Origin of the sequence: Halobellus ordinarius (genome assembly GCF_031823395.1) — an archaeon.
GTDB lineage: Archaea > Halobacteriota > Halobacteria > Halobacteriales > Haloferacaceae > Haloquadratum > Haloquadratum ordinarius.
Window position 1 is genome coordinate 13,578 of sequence record NZ_JAVQKJ010000002.1, and the last position, 15,802, is coordinate 29,379.

General features: G+C 63.9%; 16 protein-coding genes. 6 read left to right on the top strand and 10 right to left on the bottom strand.

The genetic code is table 11. The features are described 5' to 3' along the window. Positions 1–15 precede the first annotated feature (15 nt). Positions 16–504, bottom strand: coding sequence for an Lrp/AsnC family transcriptional regulator (locus RJT48_RS00335; protein WP_311170236.1), 489 nt, complete (start codon positions 502–504; stop codon positions 16–18). Between the two features lie 215 nt (positions 505–719). Here RJT48_RS00335 and RJT48_RS00340 point away from each other — a divergent pair, with 215 nt between their 5' ends. The 3 genes from RJT48_RS00340 to RJT48_RS00350 are packed head-to-tail and all read left to right on the top strand — an operon-like array spanning position 720 to position 3,794. Next, complete coding sequence (locus RJT48_RS00340) at positions 720–1,970, top strand: ABC transporter substrate-binding protein (protein WP_311170237.1); 1,251 nt, start codon at positions 720–722, stop codon at positions 1,968–1,970. Positions 1,971–1,995: 25 nt separating this feature from the next. Continuing rightward, positions 1,996–2,949: an ABC transporter permease gene (locus tag RJT48_RS00345; RefSeq protein WP_311170238.1), complete on the top strand. Its 954-nt coding sequence runs from the start codon at positions 1,996–1,998 to the stop codon at positions 2,947–2,949. Continuing rightward, positions 2,949–3,794 (top strand): ABC transporter permease, encoded by an 846-nt coding sequence (locus RJT48_RS00350; protein WP_311170239.1) that lies wholly within the window; start codon positions 2,949–2,951, stop codon positions 3,792–3,794. The genes RJT48_RS00345 and RJT48_RS00350 overlap by 1 nt, the downstream gene beginning before the upstream one ends. A gap of 140 nt (positions 3,795–3,934) precedes the next feature. Here RJT48_RS00350 and RJT48_RS00355 read toward each other — a convergent pair whose 3' ends face one another. Then, positions 3,935–4,696: a LamB/YcsF family protein gene (locus RJT48_RS00355; protein ID WP_311170240.1), complete on the bottom strand. Its 762-nt coding sequence runs from the start codon at positions 4,694–4,696 to the stop codon at positions 3,935–3,937. A 279-nt stretch (positions 4,697–4,975) separates the two neighbouring features. Between RJT48_RS00355 and RJT48_RS00360 the strand changes: the two genes are divergently transcribed. After that, positions 4,976–5,392, top strand: a complete 417-nt coding sequence (locus RJT48_RS00360) for a RidA family protein (RefSeq protein WP_311170241.1) — start codon at positions 4,976–4,978, stop codon at positions 5,390–5,392. Positions 5,393–5,400: 8 nt separating this feature from the next. After that, complete coding sequence (locus RJT48_RS00365) at positions 5,401–6,771, top strand: MFS transporter (RefSeq protein WP_311170242.1); 1,371 nt, start codon at positions 5,401–5,403, stop codon at positions 6,769–6,771. Positions 6,772–6,844: 73 nt separating this feature from the next. On the opposite strand, the gene RJT48_RS00370 is transcribed toward RJT48_RS00365, so the two are convergent. The 3 genes from RJT48_RS00370 to RJT48_RS00380 all read right to left on the bottom strand — a co-directional run bounded on the left by RJT48_RS00370 (position 6,845) and on the right by RJT48_RS00380 (position 9,780). Further along, on the bottom strand, positions 6,845–8,512 hold the full coding sequence (locus tag RJT48_RS00370) for an aldehyde ferredoxin oxidoreductase family protein (protein WP_311170243.1): 1,668 nt from the start codon (positions 8,510–8,512) through the stop codon (positions 6,845–6,847). A gap of 107 nt (positions 8,513–8,619) precedes the next feature. Beyond that, a complete protein-coding gene (locus RJT48_RS00375; protein ID WP_311170244.1) occupies positions 8,620–9,198 on the bottom strand; it encodes a DUF7090 family protein in 579 nt (192 codons plus the stop codon). Positions 9,199–9,327: 129 nt separating this feature from the next. Beyond that, positions 9,328–9,780: a DUF2391 family protein gene (locus RJT48_RS00380; RefSeq protein ID WP_311170245.1), complete on the bottom strand. Its 453-nt coding sequence runs from the start codon at positions 9,778–9,780 to the stop codon at positions 9,328–9,330. Positions 9,781–9,903: 123 nt separating this feature from the next. Between RJT48_RS00380 and RJT48_RS00385 the strand changes: the two genes are divergently transcribed. Continuing rightward, positions 9,904–10,584, top strand: a complete 681-nt coding sequence (locus RJT48_RS00385) for a class I SAM-dependent methyltransferase (protein ID WP_311170246.1) — start codon at positions 9,904–9,906, stop codon at positions 10,582–10,584. 93 nt (positions 10,585–10,677) lie between these two features. Here RJT48_RS00385 and RJT48_RS00390 read toward each other — a convergent pair whose 3' ends face one another. The 5 genes from RJT48_RS00390 to RJT48_RS00410 all read right to left on the bottom strand — a co-directional run bounded on the left by RJT48_RS00390 (position 10,678) and on the right by RJT48_RS00410 (position 15,753). Beyond that, on the bottom strand, positions 10,678–11,097 hold the full coding sequence (locus RJT48_RS00390; protein ID WP_311170247.1) for a type II toxin-antitoxin system VapC family toxin: 420 nt from the start codon (positions 11,095–11,097) through the stop codon (positions 10,678–10,680). Continuing rightward, on the bottom strand, positions 11,097–11,354 hold the full coding sequence (locus tag RJT48_RS00395) for a hypothetical protein (RefSeq protein WP_311170248.1): 258 nt from the start codon (positions 11,352–11,354) through the stop codon (positions 11,097–11,099). Before RJT48_RS00395 ends, RJT48_RS00390 begins: the two co-directional genes overlap by 1 nt. Positions 11,355–11,593: 239 nt before the next feature. Next, positions 11,594–12,793 (bottom strand): ABC transporter ATP-binding protein, encoded by a 1,200-nt coding sequence (locus tag RJT48_RS00400; RefSeq protein ID WP_311170249.1) that lies wholly within the window; start codon positions 12,791–12,793, stop codon positions 11,594–11,596. Positions 12,794–12,827: 34 nt separating this feature from the next. After that, positions 12,828–14,573 (bottom strand): ABC transporter permease, encoded by a 1,746-nt coding sequence (locus tag RJT48_RS00405; RefSeq protein WP_345784719.1) that lies wholly within the window; start codon positions 14,571–14,573, stop codon positions 12,828–12,830. A 34-nt stretch (positions 14,574–14,607) separates the two neighbouring features. Further along, positions 14,608–15,753, bottom strand: a complete 1,146-nt coding sequence (locus tag RJT48_RS00410; RefSeq protein WP_311170250.1) for a thiamine ABC transporter substrate-binding protein — start codon at positions 15,751–15,753, stop codon at positions 14,608–14,610. Positions 15,754–15,802 lie beyond the last annotated feature (49 nt).

The window sequence follows — 15,802 nt, forward strand, 5'->3', positions numbered from 1 at the left end:
TGTAGAGAGCGCAGTTCACTCCGGATCGACGAGATCTGTCAGGGTATCGAGCTCGAAGTCGCGGAACGGCGTCCGCTCGTTTTTGATCGTCGTGATCACGAAGTTGGTGCTCGTGCGTTCGATCTCGTCGATCCTCTCGTACGAGGAGATGAGGTCCTCGACCATCTCGCGGCTCGCGAAGTGGGCGATGACGATGAAGTCCGTGTCGCCCGCGGTAAAGTACACCTGGTTGACCCCTTCGATGTCGCTGAGTTTCTGACCGACTTCCTCGTGGTACTCCTCGCTGTACTCAGCGTTCACTTCGGTAATGACCGTGAGATTGAGTCCGACCTTCTCGAGGTCGATGGTGAACAGCCCGTCTTTGATGATGCCTTCTTCCCGGAGGTTTTCGAGGCGATAGTGGATCGTCGATTTCGGAATCCCCGTCGCTTCCTCGATGGCTTTCGGACTCGGTTCACCGATCTCGGCGATCTTTTTAATTATTTTGATGTCTCGTTCGTCCATATTGACTCCTGTCCATAGCTCTGATTAGAACCGCGTCTAAAATTCCTGTGGTTCTGGAGGAGCTATTGAAACCGGTCCCAGATATAGATTATTATTTGGACCTTGTATAGTTTAATCACTGTTCCCCGGCAAATATACGAATCCCACTTTATTACACACCGTACCTGAGACGTATAAATAGAAATATTCATATCCGTGTCTGTCCAGCAATCTGTATGGATCGGAAAAATGCTAGCGAAGGTCAAGAAGAATCACGCCGCGACTTTATGAAGCTCGCGGGCGGGGTCGCCGGTGCGGCATCGGTCGGAGGCCTATCCGGATGTCTCGGCGGTAACGGCGGCGGCGATACTGCCACCGAGGGCGACGGAGACGAAGACACCACGACCGAACAGACCACCGACAGCGGCGACGGCAGTGACGGCGGAGACTCGGTCGACGAGCTCTCGTACTGGGCCGTCGGGACCACGAACCCCGAGGAGTGGGGCGATTTCACCGACGAGTCCGGCATCGAAGTCGACTACTCCGCTGCCGCGTGGAGTCCCGGCGAGACGGTGACCAAACTCGTCCAGGGGACGGCCTCGCAGGACTTCGACATCGCCGGCAACGACACCACGCTCACCGGCGTGCTCGACGAGCAGGACGCGATCGTCCCGACGAACCTGCAGGACCTCTCGAACTGGGAGTACGTCTACGACGAGATCAAAAACAGCGGGCCGACCGAGATCGACGGCGAACAGCATTCGCTTTCCAGCGTCCAGAACGGCGACTCGGTCGCGTATCTGCCGGACGAGGTCGGCGATCCGGGGAGCATCAACTCCTATGGCATCCTCTTCGACGAGGAGTTCCAGGGGAAGACCTCGCTGGAGGCGGGCTGGGCGACCGCATTCCACAAGGTCGCACTCTATCTCCAGCGGAACAATATGGCCGACCTCGAGAGTATCGAAAACCCCACTGAAGAGGACGTCAGGACCGTGGTCGACTTCCTCCTCGAGCAGAAGGAGAACGGCCAGTTCCGGACGTTCTGGAGCGGCTGGCAGACGGCTGTCAACCTGCTTTCGAAGAAGGAAGTCGTCGCGATGGACACCTGGGAGCCCGTCGTGTTTGCGCTCCGTGATCAGGATATGGAAGCCGAGTACCTCGAACCCAAGGAAGGGTACTCCCTGTGGGCTATCGGCCCCTGGATCACGAACGCGGGCGCGGAGAACCGCGAGGCCTCCGAGAGCCTGATCAACTGGATGATGGGCGGCTGGTACAACGCACAGATCACGACGATCCGCGGCTACCTCTCCTCGAGCGAACTCGGCATCGACTACGCGGAAGAATCGGAGGACTTCGACGCCGAGTTCATCCAGCAGCGCCACGAGGAGGTCCGCTCCCGCTTCAGCGACGACATCAGCGTCGTCGGGAACCGGTACCCGGACTCGTTCAGTACCCTGAACTCCCAGTGGAACCGTCTCACCTCCTAACTCCACGCGTCAGTAGCGTTCTTTAATGGCTCACGACAACTCACAGATGGCGACAGACGGGGGTGAACGCAGTGGGGTCGATTACGCTGCACAGCAGCGGATCCCGTCGGTTCTCCGCCCGTTTATCGAGAACGACCGACTCCGATTCGGGATGCAGGTGCTCCCGTGGCTTTTGGTGCTGACACTCTTCGTGTTCCTCCCCCTCGCGGCGATCTTCGTCTGGAGCGTCGCGATCCCGCAGCCGTTCGGGTTCGAACTCGGGTTCACTCTGGAGAACTACGTGACGTTCATCGACTCCTACCGGCTCGGCATCTTCTTCGTGACGATCGGCGAGGGGGTGCTCCTGGTCGTCCTCTCGCTGCTCTTTGGCTTTCCGATCGCCTACTACGCCGGCATCCGGAAGCGACACTCGAAGTACACCTTCCCGGTGATGCTGCTGTTTGCTATCCCGTTTCTCACGAACTACATCCTCCGGACGCTCTCGTGGATCTCCTTCCTCGGGAACGACGGGCTGATCAACACCGTGTTGGCGCTGTTCGGGATCATCAACCAGCCGCTCAGCTGGCTGCTCTACTCGGAGTTCGCCGTTCGGGTCGGGATGCTCGCCAGCTACCTCCCGTTTATGATCTTCCCGGCGTGGCTGGCGATGAGCCGCATCGACGACGAGATCCTCCAGGCGAGCACGGACCTCGGGGCCTCGCCGCTTTCGACGATCCGGCACATCGTCCTCCCGCTTTCGATCCCCGGACTCCTCATCGGGAGTGTGTTCGTGTTCGTCGGCGTGCTCGGCGAGAGCGTCGTGCCCGTCATCCTGGGCGGCGGTAACGTCTCGCTCATCGCGACGGTCATCAGCAACGCGGTCAACTCCGCGCGGCTTCCGCTCGCGAGCGCCATCAGTTCGGTGCTGCTGGTGTTTGCGATCCTCCTCTTGCTCCTGTGGGAGTACGCCTTCGGCCTCAAAACGGTGGGTGAGATCTGATGAGCACGAAAACCACCTCCCCGGGAGCGCTGCTCCGAATCGATCCGGACGCCTGGCTCTCAGATCAGTCGAAGGACCGACTCTGGAAGGCGTTTATGGGATTCTGGATCCTCTATATCCTCGCGCCGCCGATTATGCTGGTGTTCATCTCCCTGGACACCGCGCCGTACGTACGGGTCCCGCAGGGGATCACGCTCTCGAAATACGAACTGATGCTCCAAAGCGAGCCCCTGATCACCGCGATGGAGCGATCGATCAAACTGGGCGTCGTCACGATGATCGTCGCGCCCCTCCTCGGACTTCTGGCTGCGCTCTCGTACCGGAAGACGAACTACAAGGCGGGGTTCGTGGGAGCGATGATCCTCCCGCTTTTCGTCCCCGGCGTCGTGCAGGGGTTCAGCCTGCTGATGCTGTTCAAGCAGATCGGGTTCGGCCAGCCGTTCGTCTCGACGGCCATCGGCCATACCATCTGGGCGTTCCCCTTCGCGTTCCTCGTTATTCTCACCAGTATGTCGACGGTCCGTGAGGACGTCCTGCTCGCGAGCGCCGACCTGGGCGCAAACGAGTTCGAGACGTTCCGGCACGTCATCCTGCCGCAGATCCGGCCGGGACTGATCAGCGCGATCATCTTCAGTTTCGTCCTTTCGTTCAACGAGTTCTCCCGGACGGTCTTCCTCCAGTTCGGGCAGAACACCGTGCCGACGTACGTCTTCGCGAAGCTCCAGGTCGAACTCTCACCGGAGGTGTTTGCGCTTGCGGGCTTTACCGTCGTCTTCTCGTTCATCCTGATCGGGATCGCGATCGCGGTGCTCTACCGGTCGACCTCCAATAACCAGGAACACTGACTGTCGGCCCGTTTCCGCCGTTATCCGTGTCTTCTCGGCGCTCGGCGGTATCACCCAAAAAATCGAAGATCGTGGACGCCAGTTGGCAACGACGTCCGTTGTAGACTTCGAGAGGCTCGGTCACACCCCTTCAGGCGGCGTTAGACGATCTCGTGGAGCGGTGCGAGTTCGATGTCGTGTTCGTCGAGCCGGTCGTGGACGGTTTCGAGGATCTCGACGGCGTTCGGCGTGTCGCCGTGGATGCAGATGCTGTCGGCCGGAATGTCGATATCCTCGCCGTTTGCGGCCTCGACTGTTCCCTCGGTTGCGATTCTGACGAGCCTGTCGGCGACGAGGTCCGGGTCCCGGGCCTGTTTCTCCTGTTCGACGATCAGACTCCGATCCGGGTTGTAATCGAGGTCGACGTAGCCCTCGAAGACGGCATCGAGGTTGTCGTACTCCTCGGTGACCTCGTAGATGTTCATATCCGTCGCGAGATAGATGAGATCCTCGTCGACGTCGAGGATTCCCTCCATCACCGCACGGGCGTGGTCCGGACTCTCCGAGAGCATCGAGTACATCGCCCCGTGGGGCTTGACGTGCTGGAACGTGACGCCGTGCTGGTCACAGAACGCCCGAAGCGCGCCCAGCTGATACGTGACGTAATCTTTGACCTCCTCGGGCGTGGCGTCCATCTTCCGGCGGCCGAACCCCATCTTGTCCGGCAGGCCGGGGTGGACTCCGACGCCGACGCCGTGGTCCGCTGCGAGCTGGACCGTCTCCCGCATTACGTGCGGATCGCCCCCGTGGTAGCCGCCGGCGACGTTCGCCGACGTGATGTACGGCATCACCTCGTCGTCTCGCCCCATCGTCCAGTTGCCGAAGCTCTCGCCCATATCGCAGTTGATGTCGATCTGTACCATAGAGGGGACTTCGATTCGAGATACTATAGATTTTGGGACGATGGATCAATCACCGCCGTTGAGTGCAACGAAATTCCGCATATCCCGATCCCCTCGATTTAGATTCAGATACGATTCAGATCGCGTCGAGACGGCCCCTCGGGGGCTCGAACGGTGTGGTATCCGCTTCAACTCGAGAGCCCCCGGCCGGTTGGCGCTTCGGGATATTCGATTGACCGTTCACGATCCCCGCACCATTGATCATCCTAATTTATACCTCCGAGCGTTCATCAGAGTCGTATGTCGCGACAGAATATTTCTACAGGAACCAAGTGGGAACCGAAGTTCGGCTATTCGCGCGCGGTTCGCGTCGGCGACGAGATCCGCGTGTCGGGCACTACAGCGACCGACGATGACGGCGCCGTCGTCGCTCCGAACGACCCGTACGAGCAGGCGACTCACATCTTCGATCTCATCGAGAGCGCCCTCGAAGAGGCCGGTGCCTCGCTTGCGGATGTGGTCCGTACTCGAATCTTTCTCACCGATATCGACGACTGGGAGGCCGTCGGGACGGCACACGCCGACGCGTTCGCCGACGTCCGGCCGGCGACCAGCATCGTCGGCGTCGCCGAACTGCTCGATCCGGCGCTCGTCGTCGAGATCGAAGCCGATGCTGTCGTCACTGACGACACAGCCGAGGAGTCCCACTCGGGCTGACGCCCACGATGGCGAGTCCGCTCCCGGTCGGCGAGGTTCTGACGCGGATCCCGCGAGGTCCTGTCCAGCGGGACGTCCTCCTTGCGACGGGCACGGCCTGGGCGCTTGCGGCGATGGAAGTGCTCCTGATCTCGTTTACCCTCCCGACGATGACCGAAGCCTGGGGGCTTTCCGGGACTGCGGCCGGCGTTCTCGGCAGCGCCAGCCTCGGGGGGATGGTCCTCGGGAGCCCGATCGGCGGCCGACTCGGCGACAGCTACGGTCGGCTTCGGACGCTGCAGTTGATGGTGGCAGTGTACGCGGTTTCCGCCGGCCTCACGGCCCTCGCGGGTGGCCTCTATTCGGCCACGCTTCTGCGATTTCTGACCGGTATCGGCATCGGCGGCACCGCAACGGCGACGACGGTCTACCTGAGCGAACACCTCGCGGACGACGACCGAGGGCGGTATCTCACGTATCTCGACGCGTTCTGGGCGATCGGCTCGATCGCGGCGGTGCTTCTGGCGTGGGTGCTTCTCACTCCGTTCGCGTTCTCGCTTCCGGTCGGCGGATTCGAAAACTGGCGGCTCCTCTTCGCCGTCGGCGCGACGCCGATCCTGCTGGTTCCGCTGTTCGGCCGCTTCGGCGACTCCCCGCACTATCTGGCCGACCACGGTCGCGAAACCGCGGCCCGTGAACGGCTCGAAGCCATCTCCAGGGGAAACGGCGCGCCGCTCGATCTCTCGGCGGTCCGGCTTGTGGTCCGGACGGCGGGCGACGACGACGCCGGATTCAAACAGTTGCTCTCGCCTTCGCTCGCCCGTCGAACCGTCGTGACGTCGCTCGCCTGGTTCGGCACCAACCTCGGCTTCTTCGGCGTGTTCATCTGGCTCCCGGGCGCGATTGGTGCCGCAGAGTTCGTCGGCGGCACGTATCAGTATCTACTGCTCGCCAGCGTCGTCCAGATCCCGGGCTATCTCAGCGCCGCCTGGCTCGTCGACCGCGTGGGGGCAAAGCGGACGCTCGGCGGGTATCTCCTCCTCTCGGGGGTCGGCACGTACGTCTTCGCGGCTGCGCTTCCCGGTGTCGGATTCACCCCGCTGTCGGGATTCTGGCCGTTTCTGTTCGGGCTGCTGGCGGCGAGCTTCTTTTCTGTTGGCGCCTTCGGGTCGCTCCGGGCCTACACGCCCGCACAGTTTCCGACGAGTCTCCGCAGCACCGGCTCCGGGGTGGCGGAAGGAACCGGCCGGATCGCCGGGATCTTAGGGCCGATCGTGGCCGGCAGCCTCGTCGGATCGGGCTACCTCCTCGCGCTGGCACCGCTCGCGGTCGGGTTCGCGCTCGCGGGCGCACTCGTCTTCGTCTTCGGCACCGACGCCGACGAGTTCGTCTCGGCGTGATGCCCGGAGTCGTCGGTTACGATGATACTCCGGCTCGCCGCGTCCGAAAGATCCGAGGCGAACGCCTCGCTCCCTACGAGGGCAGCGCCGCGTTCGGCACAGTTCCGTCCGTGTTCCAGTCTCGGACCTGGTAGTACTCCACGAGCGCGTCGTCGAACCCGGGCAGGTCCTCGGCGTACGGGAGTGTGTCGTCACCCTCGTCGAACCCGCGCTGGTTGTTGAAGTGCCGTTCCAGCGTCACGGTCCGGTCGCCGACGGCCAACAGGTCCTCGAAGTCCGCGTCGAACAGCATCTCGTAGCGCTCCGGCGACATATAGTCGCGCGAGAACTTGCAGACGACGCCGCTGTCGTTGAGAGCCATCAGGTTCTCCCGCTCGACGAGCCGTTCGGCCTTCCCCTCGAAGCCCGTCGGCTCCATCGCCTGGTCGCTGGGGACGAGCGGGTACTCGACCGAGTAGAACGTCGCGTACATGTGGTCGGCACCGCGGTTCGCCACCGCGTAGGAGAGCGCCTGTCCGTGGAGGACGCGCCCCTCGTGGGCGGCGAAGTCCATCCCTTTGACCGACCAGTTCTCGACGCCTAACTCCTCGTGCGTCCGGTCGATCCCTTCTGCGAGGGTGTCACCGACGCCGTCGCGGTGGGCGATCTTCTCGACGAGGTCCCAGATGAGCTCGCGGTTGCCGAACTCGTCTTCGGCGGCGAGATAGGAGGCGACCACGTTGCCCGCGGAGATGGCGTCGAGGCCGTAGTCGTCGCACAGCTGGTTCGATTTCATCACGTCGACGATGTCGTCGACGCCGCTGTTGGAGCCGAACGCCATCGCCACCTCGAACTCCGGCCCCTCGGTTTCGACGCCGCGTTCCTCGTCTCTCGTCGGAAGTTTGCACGCGAACGCACACGCCGAACAGGTTCCCTTCTTGTACTTCTTGTCGGCGACGGCGCTGCCGTTGATCCCCTCGACGCCCTCGAAGGACTGCTCCGAGAAGTAATACGACGGCAGGCCGTTCTTCTCGTTCGCGAGATCCATCACGGCGACGGTCCCCTGCTGTTTCATGATGTGGTCGTCGGTCGCGGCCTCGCGGTGGATCTCCATCTGCTCGGCCGGGATCTCGATCTCCGGGGCCGAGTCGCCGTCGAAGGTGACCGCCTTGACGTTCTTCGCGCCGAGGACGGCCCCGAGGCCGCCGCGGCCGAAGGCCCGCTCTTCGGTGGTCATCACCGAGGCGAACCGGACCTCGTTTTCGCCCGCCGGCCCGATGCACGCGACGTGGTCCGCGTCGAGGTCGTGTTCCTCGCGGATGTACTCGCAGGTCTCGGGGACGGTCGCGCCCGCGAGATCCGGGACCGGCTCGAATTCGACGCCCTCGTCGGTGACGTGGACGACGAGGAGTTCGTCGCTCTCGCCGGCGAACTCGACGGCGCTGTAGCCCGTGTCCGCGAAGTGTCGCGACATAAACCCGCCGGCGTTCGACGAGAGCAGCCCGTCGGTCAGCGGCGACACCGCGGTGGCGTTCATCCGCCCCGTGAAGCTCATCTGCGAGGCCTGCATCGGCCCCGTGGTGAAGACGAGCCGGTTCTCGGCGCCGAGCGGGTCGGCGTCGAAGGGGACGCGGTCGTGGACGAGTTTCGTGCCCACGCCTCGTCCGCCGATGTACGATTCGAGTACGTTGTCGATATCCTCCGTGTGTGTGTCCTGCGCTGTGAGATCCACAGAGAGCAGTGGTCCTTTGCTGTGCAGCATTACTGAAACGATGGCTGCCGCAGTAATAAAAGTTCTACAGTCAGTGCGGAACCCGTCCTGTCATCGCGTCGATATTCTCGACGGCCACGCTTGGGCATCCGACAGCGTCAGAAGTCCGCCTCGACGCCACCATCGAGATCAAGTTCGACGACGCCGTCGAAAAGCTCCCGGAACCGCTGGATCGTCTCCGCGTCGTGGACCTCATTCGAGAGGTGGAACAGCCCGACTGCGTCGTGTTTATCGAGGAGATCGAGGAGCTTGCGGGTGGCGTCGTAGGCCCCGTCGACGTCGGCGTAGTAGGCCAGTTCCGTCACCGAATCGACGCTGAGCCGCAGTTTCCCCTCGTGGGACTCCAGAAAGTCCGTCACCTGCGCGACGATCCCGTCGAGGTCGTCGGGCGCGGAGACGTAGTGGACGTTGTCCGTCCGCCAGCGGGAGTACCCTCGCTCGACCGACAGCGTATCGAGGATGTCCGCCCGCGACTCGTCGACGTCGTAGTGTTCGAGTTTCTGTTCGACTTCCCTGGCGGTCGTCCGGGTCGAGACGATGAGGAAGTGATCGGTGTCGGTTTTGAAGAAGTCCGTGTCGATCCGGTCGGTCTCGCCGATGCTCGGGTGGAGCAGTAAGATGCCTGTGCCACCGGGGACGGTGTCCGGCGCGTTCTCGATAGCGAGCTGGTAATCCATACCGGATCAAATCGGCCCTGTCGACTTAACCGTGCGGGGGATCCGCTGACACGTTCCAGACGACTGATCTCGACGAGTCGGGGCCGTTCGGGCGTATTCACGCTCGGAACCGGCCCGAGGCGGAGAGTGTCAGTACAGCGAGTCGGCGGTCGCCGCGCCGATCACGCTGAAGACGGCGCCGATGCTGACCGCTTTCGCCGTCGTTTTGACGACCGCGCTGTCGATTACTCCGTCGAAGAGCACGCCGGATTCAGCCCCCGCGCCGCCGAGAAACGTCCCCGGCGCGTCGAACGCGACCGCGAGGAGTAACACCGAGAGATACGAGACCGTGATCAGGGAGATGAACCGCAGCGGCACCCCACCGACGTCGGATTCCCGATCGGGATCCCTGTCGTCGGCCTTGTACAGAGCGCCGTAGCCGATCGTGAAGACGATGACGACGGTGAAAAGCGCCTGCACTGCGGACATACTCTCGGCGAGCACCCACACCTCCTCGGTGACGACGAAGGGGCCCGCGAGGAGGAACCCCCCGACGATCTGTTGTGCGGTGTCCGTGAGCGCGAACCGACGGCCCCGAGCCATACCTCCTGTCTTCCCCCGGACAGGATATACTCTCCGCTCTCAGCGCTGAGATACACCTGTCCGCCGTCCGAAGCACCCCGACGAAACCCGACGGTTCTTGTCCGCGCCGGATCATCGAGGGGTATGAGCGTCAGAGCCGAGTTCGACGCCTGGGCGGCCGACGGGCGCGACAAGGGAATGGAGGAGCGACACTGGCACACCGCGAAACACGCGCTCGCGCGGATGCCGATCGAACCAGGTGACACCGTCCTGGATCTCGGATGCGGTAGCGGGTACGCCGGCCGCGCACTCCGAGAGACGAAAGACGCCGGCCGCGTGTACGGCCTGGACGGGTCGCCCGCGATGGCGCGCAACGCCCGCTCGTACACGGACGATCCGGACGTCGGCTTCGTCGTCGGCGACTTCGACGACCTGCCCTTCGCGGCCGATAGTATCGACCATATCTGGAGTATGGAGGCGTTCTACTACGCGCGGGACCCCCACCACACCCTCGAAGAGGTCGCCAGGGTCCTCGCGCCCGGCGGGACGTTCTACTGCGCGGTGAACTACTACGAGGAGAACGTCCACTCCCACGAGTGGCAGGAGCGCATCGACGTCGAGATGACCCGCTGGTCCCGCAAGCAGTACCGCGAGGCCTTCCGGGACGCCGGTCTCTATGTCGCCGAACAGGATTCGATTCCCGACCGCGAGATCGAGATCCTGCCCGCCGAGTCGTTCCCCACCGAGGAGTGGGAAACCCGGGAGGCGATGGTCGAACGGTACCGGACGTACGGGACGCTTCTCACCGTCGGCGTCGCGCCCTAACCCCTCCGAAGGGCGTCATAGAATGATCACCACGCGTTAAGTGCGAATCGTTCAGTCCTGAGGCTGTCTGCAGCAGGAAACGCAACTCATCGCTCAGTAGGTATGGATGTGGGCGACGCTGTCCGCGTACTCACTTCCGTCCAAATCCTGCAGGAGATTCCCATCAGCGGTGTAGGCTGTCGCATCCCGTTCGACGGCGAGTGCGACGTAGGCAGCGTCGTAGGCCGTGATGTCAACGGTGGTCGTGATCTCTGCGATGGGGCCAACTGACCCGAACGAGACGAGTTCGATACCGTAGTTGTCGAGCGAGTGTGCGGCCTCGCGGAGTCGCTCGCCGTCGTAGTGGCCGCTGTAGTTGAGTGCATTGACCGCCTCGAAGGGCATAAGCGCCGGTGCGCACAGGTCGTGTTTCCCGTTGAGGAAATCGTCACGAAGTGCACGGGCCTGTTCGTGATACTGTTCGGGAATGAACCACTTGACGACAGTGCTGGTGTCGATAACGATGTCGGCCATCAGGGTCGCTCCTCGCCGTATCGGGTATCACGGAACTCACGAATCTGTTCTGCCGTGTTCGTCGTCGCCACCTCGTCGGCGTCGATGGAACTGCTCAGTCGCTCGCTGGTCGCAACCGCGTGAGCGATATTCCGCGATTCCAGACTGTGCAGTTCCTCCTCGATGTGGTCACGGAGTACTGCACTCCAGTTCACCTCGTCGTGTTCTTCCATCCGTGCTTTCACTTCGTCGGGAACACGGAAACTCACACTTCCCATAGTGCATTATATGTACTACTGTAATATAAGTAATACGCCGTGTCCGGAGCTGGGTGTGAACTATCCACCTGTTTTGCGCGAGCGGTCGACGACGCCGACTCGAGCGGAAAAAAAGTGCGAAAACGCGCTCTGACGGCTGGTTCAGCCGCAAAGGTGTGAAACGATCCCTCGCGAATCGTACTATGATACACCTATTCTCGGGATACACGTTCCGTAGTCCGCCATACCGCGTCCGGTTCTCACCTGTCGTCGACTTCGACAACGTGGGCATCCACCATCGCGAACCCGACGCGCACGTCGCCGGCGAGCGGGTCACGCGACCGGACGCTCAACTCCCGATCCCCCCACGTCAGATACGACCGCGTCGACTCGCCGAGGAACTCCGTCTCCGACACCGTCGTTTCGAGCACGTTCTCGATGTCTGCGCCGGGTCCGTCCCCGGCGTCGTCGACGACGGTCACCTGTTCCGGGCGGACACAGAACGTCACGCGGTCGCCCACGCGCAGCTCCCGCGTCGTTGTCACCGCGAACGTCGTCCCGTCGGCCTCGATCTGGGCGGTGTATCGCCGGTCCGCTGATCGCTCTCGATCCGTCGCCGGCCCTCCTGCCGCCGCCGGCCGTCCCGCCCCCGTCTCTGAACACCCCTTCGTTTCGACTGGAGATTCGCCCGCGCTGTGTTCTCTCTCGACGGATACGACTCGCCCCTCGAACACGTTGTTGTCGCCGACGAACTCCGCGACGAACCGAGTCGCCGGGCGTCGGTAAACCCCCCGCGGTGTCCCGACTTGCTCGATCCGACCGTCGTTCATCACCGCGACGCGGTCGGAGACCGCAAGCGCCTCCTCCTGGTCGTGGGTGACGTACAGCGTCGTGATCCCGAGCGTCGACTGGATCTCCCTGATCTGCATCCGAAGCCGTTCCCTGAGTCGGGCGTCGAGCGCGCTCATCGGTTCGTCGAGCAACAGTAGATCGGGCCCCGGTGCGAGCGCCCTGGCGAGGGCGACGCGCTGCTGTTGCCCGCCGGAGAGTTCCGTGGGATCCCGCCCCCCCGTGTTCGGGAGGTCGACGAGTTCCAGAAGCGACGCGACGCGCTCCTCGCGGCTCTCCCCGCCGGGCGGGTCGCCGAACCGGAGTCCGTAGGCGACGTTCTCCGCGACGGAGAGGTGCGGAAAGAGCGCGTAGTTCTGGAAGACGACGCCGACGTTCCGGTCTTCGGGCGGTACGCCGGCCATCTCCCGGCCGTCGAACGCGACCTGCCCGGTCGTCGTCGGTTCGAATCCGGCGACGAGTCGCAGTGTCGTCGTTTTCCCACACCCGGAGGGCCCCACCAGCGTGAAGAACTCGCCGTCCTCGACGGTCAGGTCGACCCCGGCGGATTCCCTGCCGAGCGCGACCGCCTCGCCGTACTCCTTCCGAACGTTCGTGAGCGTCAGTTCCATCTGTGGATCCCCCAGTGGCGTGTCGATTGCATACTCAGAACCCCCCTCGACCGCCGTATCGGCCACCGAACCGCTCGATAACGACGAAACTCAAGCTCGTGACTGCGAGCAGGAGACAGCCCATCGCCGTCGCCGGACCGAGCCGGCGGCCGAGGTAGCGCTCGACGGCGATCGGCATCGTGTAGCTGCTGGATCCCTCGGCGAGGACGATCGTCGAGTCGAACTCGCCGATGCTGATGGCGAACGCGAAGGCCGCCCCCGCGACGACGCCGGCGGCGACGAGCGGCAACTCGATGTCGACGAGCGCCCGCACGCGACTCGCGCCGAGGCTCCGGGCGGATTCGACCAGCCGCGGATCGAGATTCCCCAGGAGTGGCGCGACGCTGCGGGTCACGAACGGGTACGCGCCGACGGCGTGGGCGGCGATGATCGCGAGCGCCCCGGTCACCTGGATCCGAGTGCCGAACGCCTCGACGCCGAAGACGAGCCCCCGGAGGAGCCCCAGACCGACGACGATCCCCGAGACAGCGAGCGGCGCCATCGCCAGCGCGTCGACCACGGCGCGCCCACGGAACTGCCGCGTCGTCAATACGCCGAGAACGACCCCCATCGGCACCGCGACGAGCAGCGTGGCGCCACCGAAAAGCAGCGAATTTCGGATCGCCGGCAGGGGGCGAACCTGGTACGACGCGCCGGTCTGCTGGCGTTCGAGCAGGAACAGGTAGTGCTCGGGCGTGATCGCCCCGTTCGAGCCCGTCAGGCTCGTCAGGAGCATCGAGGCGATCGGGAGGACGAACACCGCGACGAGGGCGACGGCGTAGACGGCGATTCCCGCCCGCGTGCCGATCTCCCGCGGTGTCCACGATCCGGGCCACAGCGACCGCCGGGGCTGCGGACGCGCACCCTGTCCGGATGCACGCTGGCGCCCCTCGTAACGGAGGTACAGGTACGTCAGCCCCAGCGAGATCACCGTCTCGATGACCGCGAGTGCGGCCGCCTCGGCGTACGCGAGGTTCTGGATGCGGGAGTAGATGAACACCTCGACCGTGGCGAGCTGGAAGCCCCCGAGCGCGAGCACGATCGGGAACGAGGCGAACGTGAACACGAACGTCAGCGTCGCGCCGATGGCGACCGCGGGCAAAAGCTGCGGGAGGACGACATCGCGGAACGCCCGCGTCGGCGACGCGCCGAGGCTCCGGGCCGTCTCGATCGCCGAGGCGTCGACGCTCTCCCAGGCGGCGGTCGTCACCCGCGCGACGAGCGGAGCGTTGTAGAACGCGTGAGCGATCACGATCGCCGGCAGCGAGAACAGCAGTTCGACGGTCGGCAACCCGAACGCCTGCAGGATGGCGTTGAGGGTGCCGTTTTTCCCGAACGTGGCGACGAACCCGATCGCGACCATAATCGAGGGCATCACAAAGGGGAGGATCGTCAACGAGCGGAGCGTCTCCCGACCGGGGAACTCGAAGCGCGCGAGGAGCCACGCGCCGGGCAGGCCCAGGGCGACCGACGCGATCGTCGAGAGCAGCGCCTGGTACGCCGTGAACCCGAAGATGTCGACGAGGTAGAACCGCGAGGAGAGGACGGACACGAGCGGCTCGACCGTCGGGCGGCCGTCGACGACGACGGCCTCGACGAACACCGTCGCGACCGGGTAGTAGAAGACGACGAGCAGCACGAGCGCAGTCGCCGCCGCGACGAGCGTGAGCGCTCGCGCTTCGAGGACCGACAGGAACGAGCGTAACCAACCCGGCACGGACGGAAGGGCGTCTGAATCCACGGCTCTCAGACCTCGATCCTCGTCCCCGCCGTCCTCACTTGCTCGCGAACTGTCGCTCCCACGCCTCGGTCCACTCACTCACGTTGCCTCGGAGTTCGTCGTACGTGAAAGTGACCCCTTCCGGCGGCTCTTTGGCGTACTGCGCGAACTCCTCGGGGAGTTCTGCGGACGTCGTCGCCGGGAACGCGACGTTGCGCTGGGCGATCTCCCCCTGCACGTCGGGCCGAAGCATAAATTCGAGGAACCGCCGGCCGAGTTCGGGTCGGTCGGTCCCCTCGAACAGCGCCATCCCCTCGGGGTAGGCGTAGCCCTGGTCGTTCAGAAAGCGGATCTGGTGTTTCGCCATGTCCTGGTCGTAGCGGTTGGCGTACACCTGGTCGGTCGAGTAGGAGACGACCATCGGCGCCTCCTCCTCGGTGTACATATCGTAGGAGGTGTCCCAGTCGGACACCACCCGAACGTCGTTGTCCTGCAACTGCTGCCAGTACTCGAGATAGCCGTCTTCGCTCTTCGCTTTGATCGAGTGGAGCAGAAAGGACTTCCCCGTCGCACTCGCGGTCGGGTTCTGTGTGAGCAGGTCGCCCGCGAAGGCCGGGTCCAGCAGTTCGTCGAACGTCTCCGGCGCGACGTACTCGCCGTCCTCGCTCATCGTCTCGTTGTAGACGATACTGACGTAGCTCGTGTCGTAGGGGACGGTCCGCCCGTCGGGATCGAACTGCAGCGACTCCTTCACGTCGGCTTGGCCCGCAAGGCCGTCGACGGTCGTGAACAGCCCGTCGTCGAGCTTGTTGTCGATCCGGACGAGCATGTCCACGTTGAGTCCGACGTAGACGTCGGCCTCAATGTCGGCGCCCTGCAGGCCGCGCTCGATGTAGTGGTTGATCTCGCTGTCGGGCGTCTCGAACGTGAGCGTGGCGTCGAACTCCGACTCGAAGGTCTCCTTGAGCCACGGCCCGGGGCTCGTCGACGGCGCGTCCACGAACGCCCCGTACGTCGAGACGATCAGTTCCGGCGGCTCGGAGTCGGCGCTCCCCGCGGTCGTTCCGGTGGCCGTGTCGCTTTCAGTTGTCGCCACCGTGTCGGTCGCCGTATCCGTCGCTCCGCCGTCGCCTCCGGTACAGCCGGCGAGGCCGGCGACACTCCCCGCACCGGCCACGCGCAGGAACGTTCGTCGTTTCATTACCAGGTAATCACACCGGGTGGTATTTAACGGTGGTGGACTGATACTG

What these genes read in the sequence shown, in the direction of transcription:
- RJT48_RS00335 (WP_311170236.1), bottom strand. Translation starts at nt 504, where the DNA reads ATGGACGAACGAGACATCAAAATAATTAAAAAGATCGCCGAGATCGGT.
- RJT48_RS00340 (WP_311170237.1), top strand. Translation starts at nt 720, where the DNA reads ATGGATCGGAAAAATGCTAGCGAAGGTCAAGAAGAATCACGCCGCGAC.
- RJT48_RS00345 (WP_311170238.1), top strand. Translation starts at nt 1,996, where the DNA reads ATGGCTCACGACAACTCACAGATGGCGACAGACGGGGGTGAACGCAGT.
- RJT48_RS00350 (WP_311170239.1), top strand. Translation starts at nt 2,949, where the DNA reads ATGAGCACGAAAACCACCTCCCCGGGAGCGCTGCTCCGAATCGATCCG.
- RJT48_RS00355 (WP_311170240.1), bottom strand. Translation starts at nt 4,696, where the DNA reads ATGGTACAGATCGACATCAACTGCGATATGGGCGAGAGCTTCGGCAAC.
- RJT48_RS00360 (WP_311170241.1), top strand. Translation starts at nt 4,976, where the DNA reads ATGTCGCGACAGAATATTTCTACAGGAACCAAGTGGGAACCGAAGTTC.
- RJT48_RS00365 (WP_311170242.1), top strand. Translation starts at nt 5,401, where the DNA reads ATGGCGAGTCCGCTCCCGGTCGGCGAGGTTCTGACGCGGATCCCGCGA.
- RJT48_RS00370 (WP_311170243.1), bottom strand. Translation starts at nt 8,512, where the DNA reads ATGCTGCACAGCAAAGGACCACTGCTCTCTGTGGATCTCACAGCGCAG.
- RJT48_RS00375 (WP_311170244.1), bottom strand. Translation starts at nt 9,198, where the DNA reads ATGGATTACCAGCTCGCTATCGAGAACGCGCCGGACACCGTCCCCGGT.
- RJT48_RS00380 (WP_311170245.1), bottom strand. Translation starts at nt 9,780, where the DNA reads ATGGCTCGGGGCCGTCGGTTCGCGCTCACGGACACCGCACAACAGATC.
- RJT48_RS00385 (WP_311170246.1), top strand. Translation starts at nt 9,904, where the DNA reads ATGAGCGTCAGAGCCGAGTTCGACGCCTGGGCGGCCGACGGGCGCGAC.
- RJT48_RS00390 (WP_311170247.1), bottom strand. Translation starts at nt 11,097, where the DNA reads ATGGCCGACATCGTTATCGACACCAGCACTGTCGTCAAGTGGTTCATT.
- RJT48_RS00395 (WP_311170248.1), bottom strand. Translation starts at nt 11,354, where the DNA reads ATGGGAAGTGTGAGTTTCCGTGTTCCCGACGAAGTGAAAGCACGGATG.
- RJT48_RS00400 (WP_311170249.1), bottom strand. Translation starts at nt 12,793, where the DNA reads ATGGAACTGACGCTCACGAACGTTCGGAAGGAGTACGGCGAGGCGGTC.
- RJT48_RS00410 (WP_311170250.1), bottom strand. Translation starts at nt 15,753, where the DNA reads ATGAAACGACGAACGTTCCTGCGCGTGGCCGGTGCGGGGAGTGTCGCC.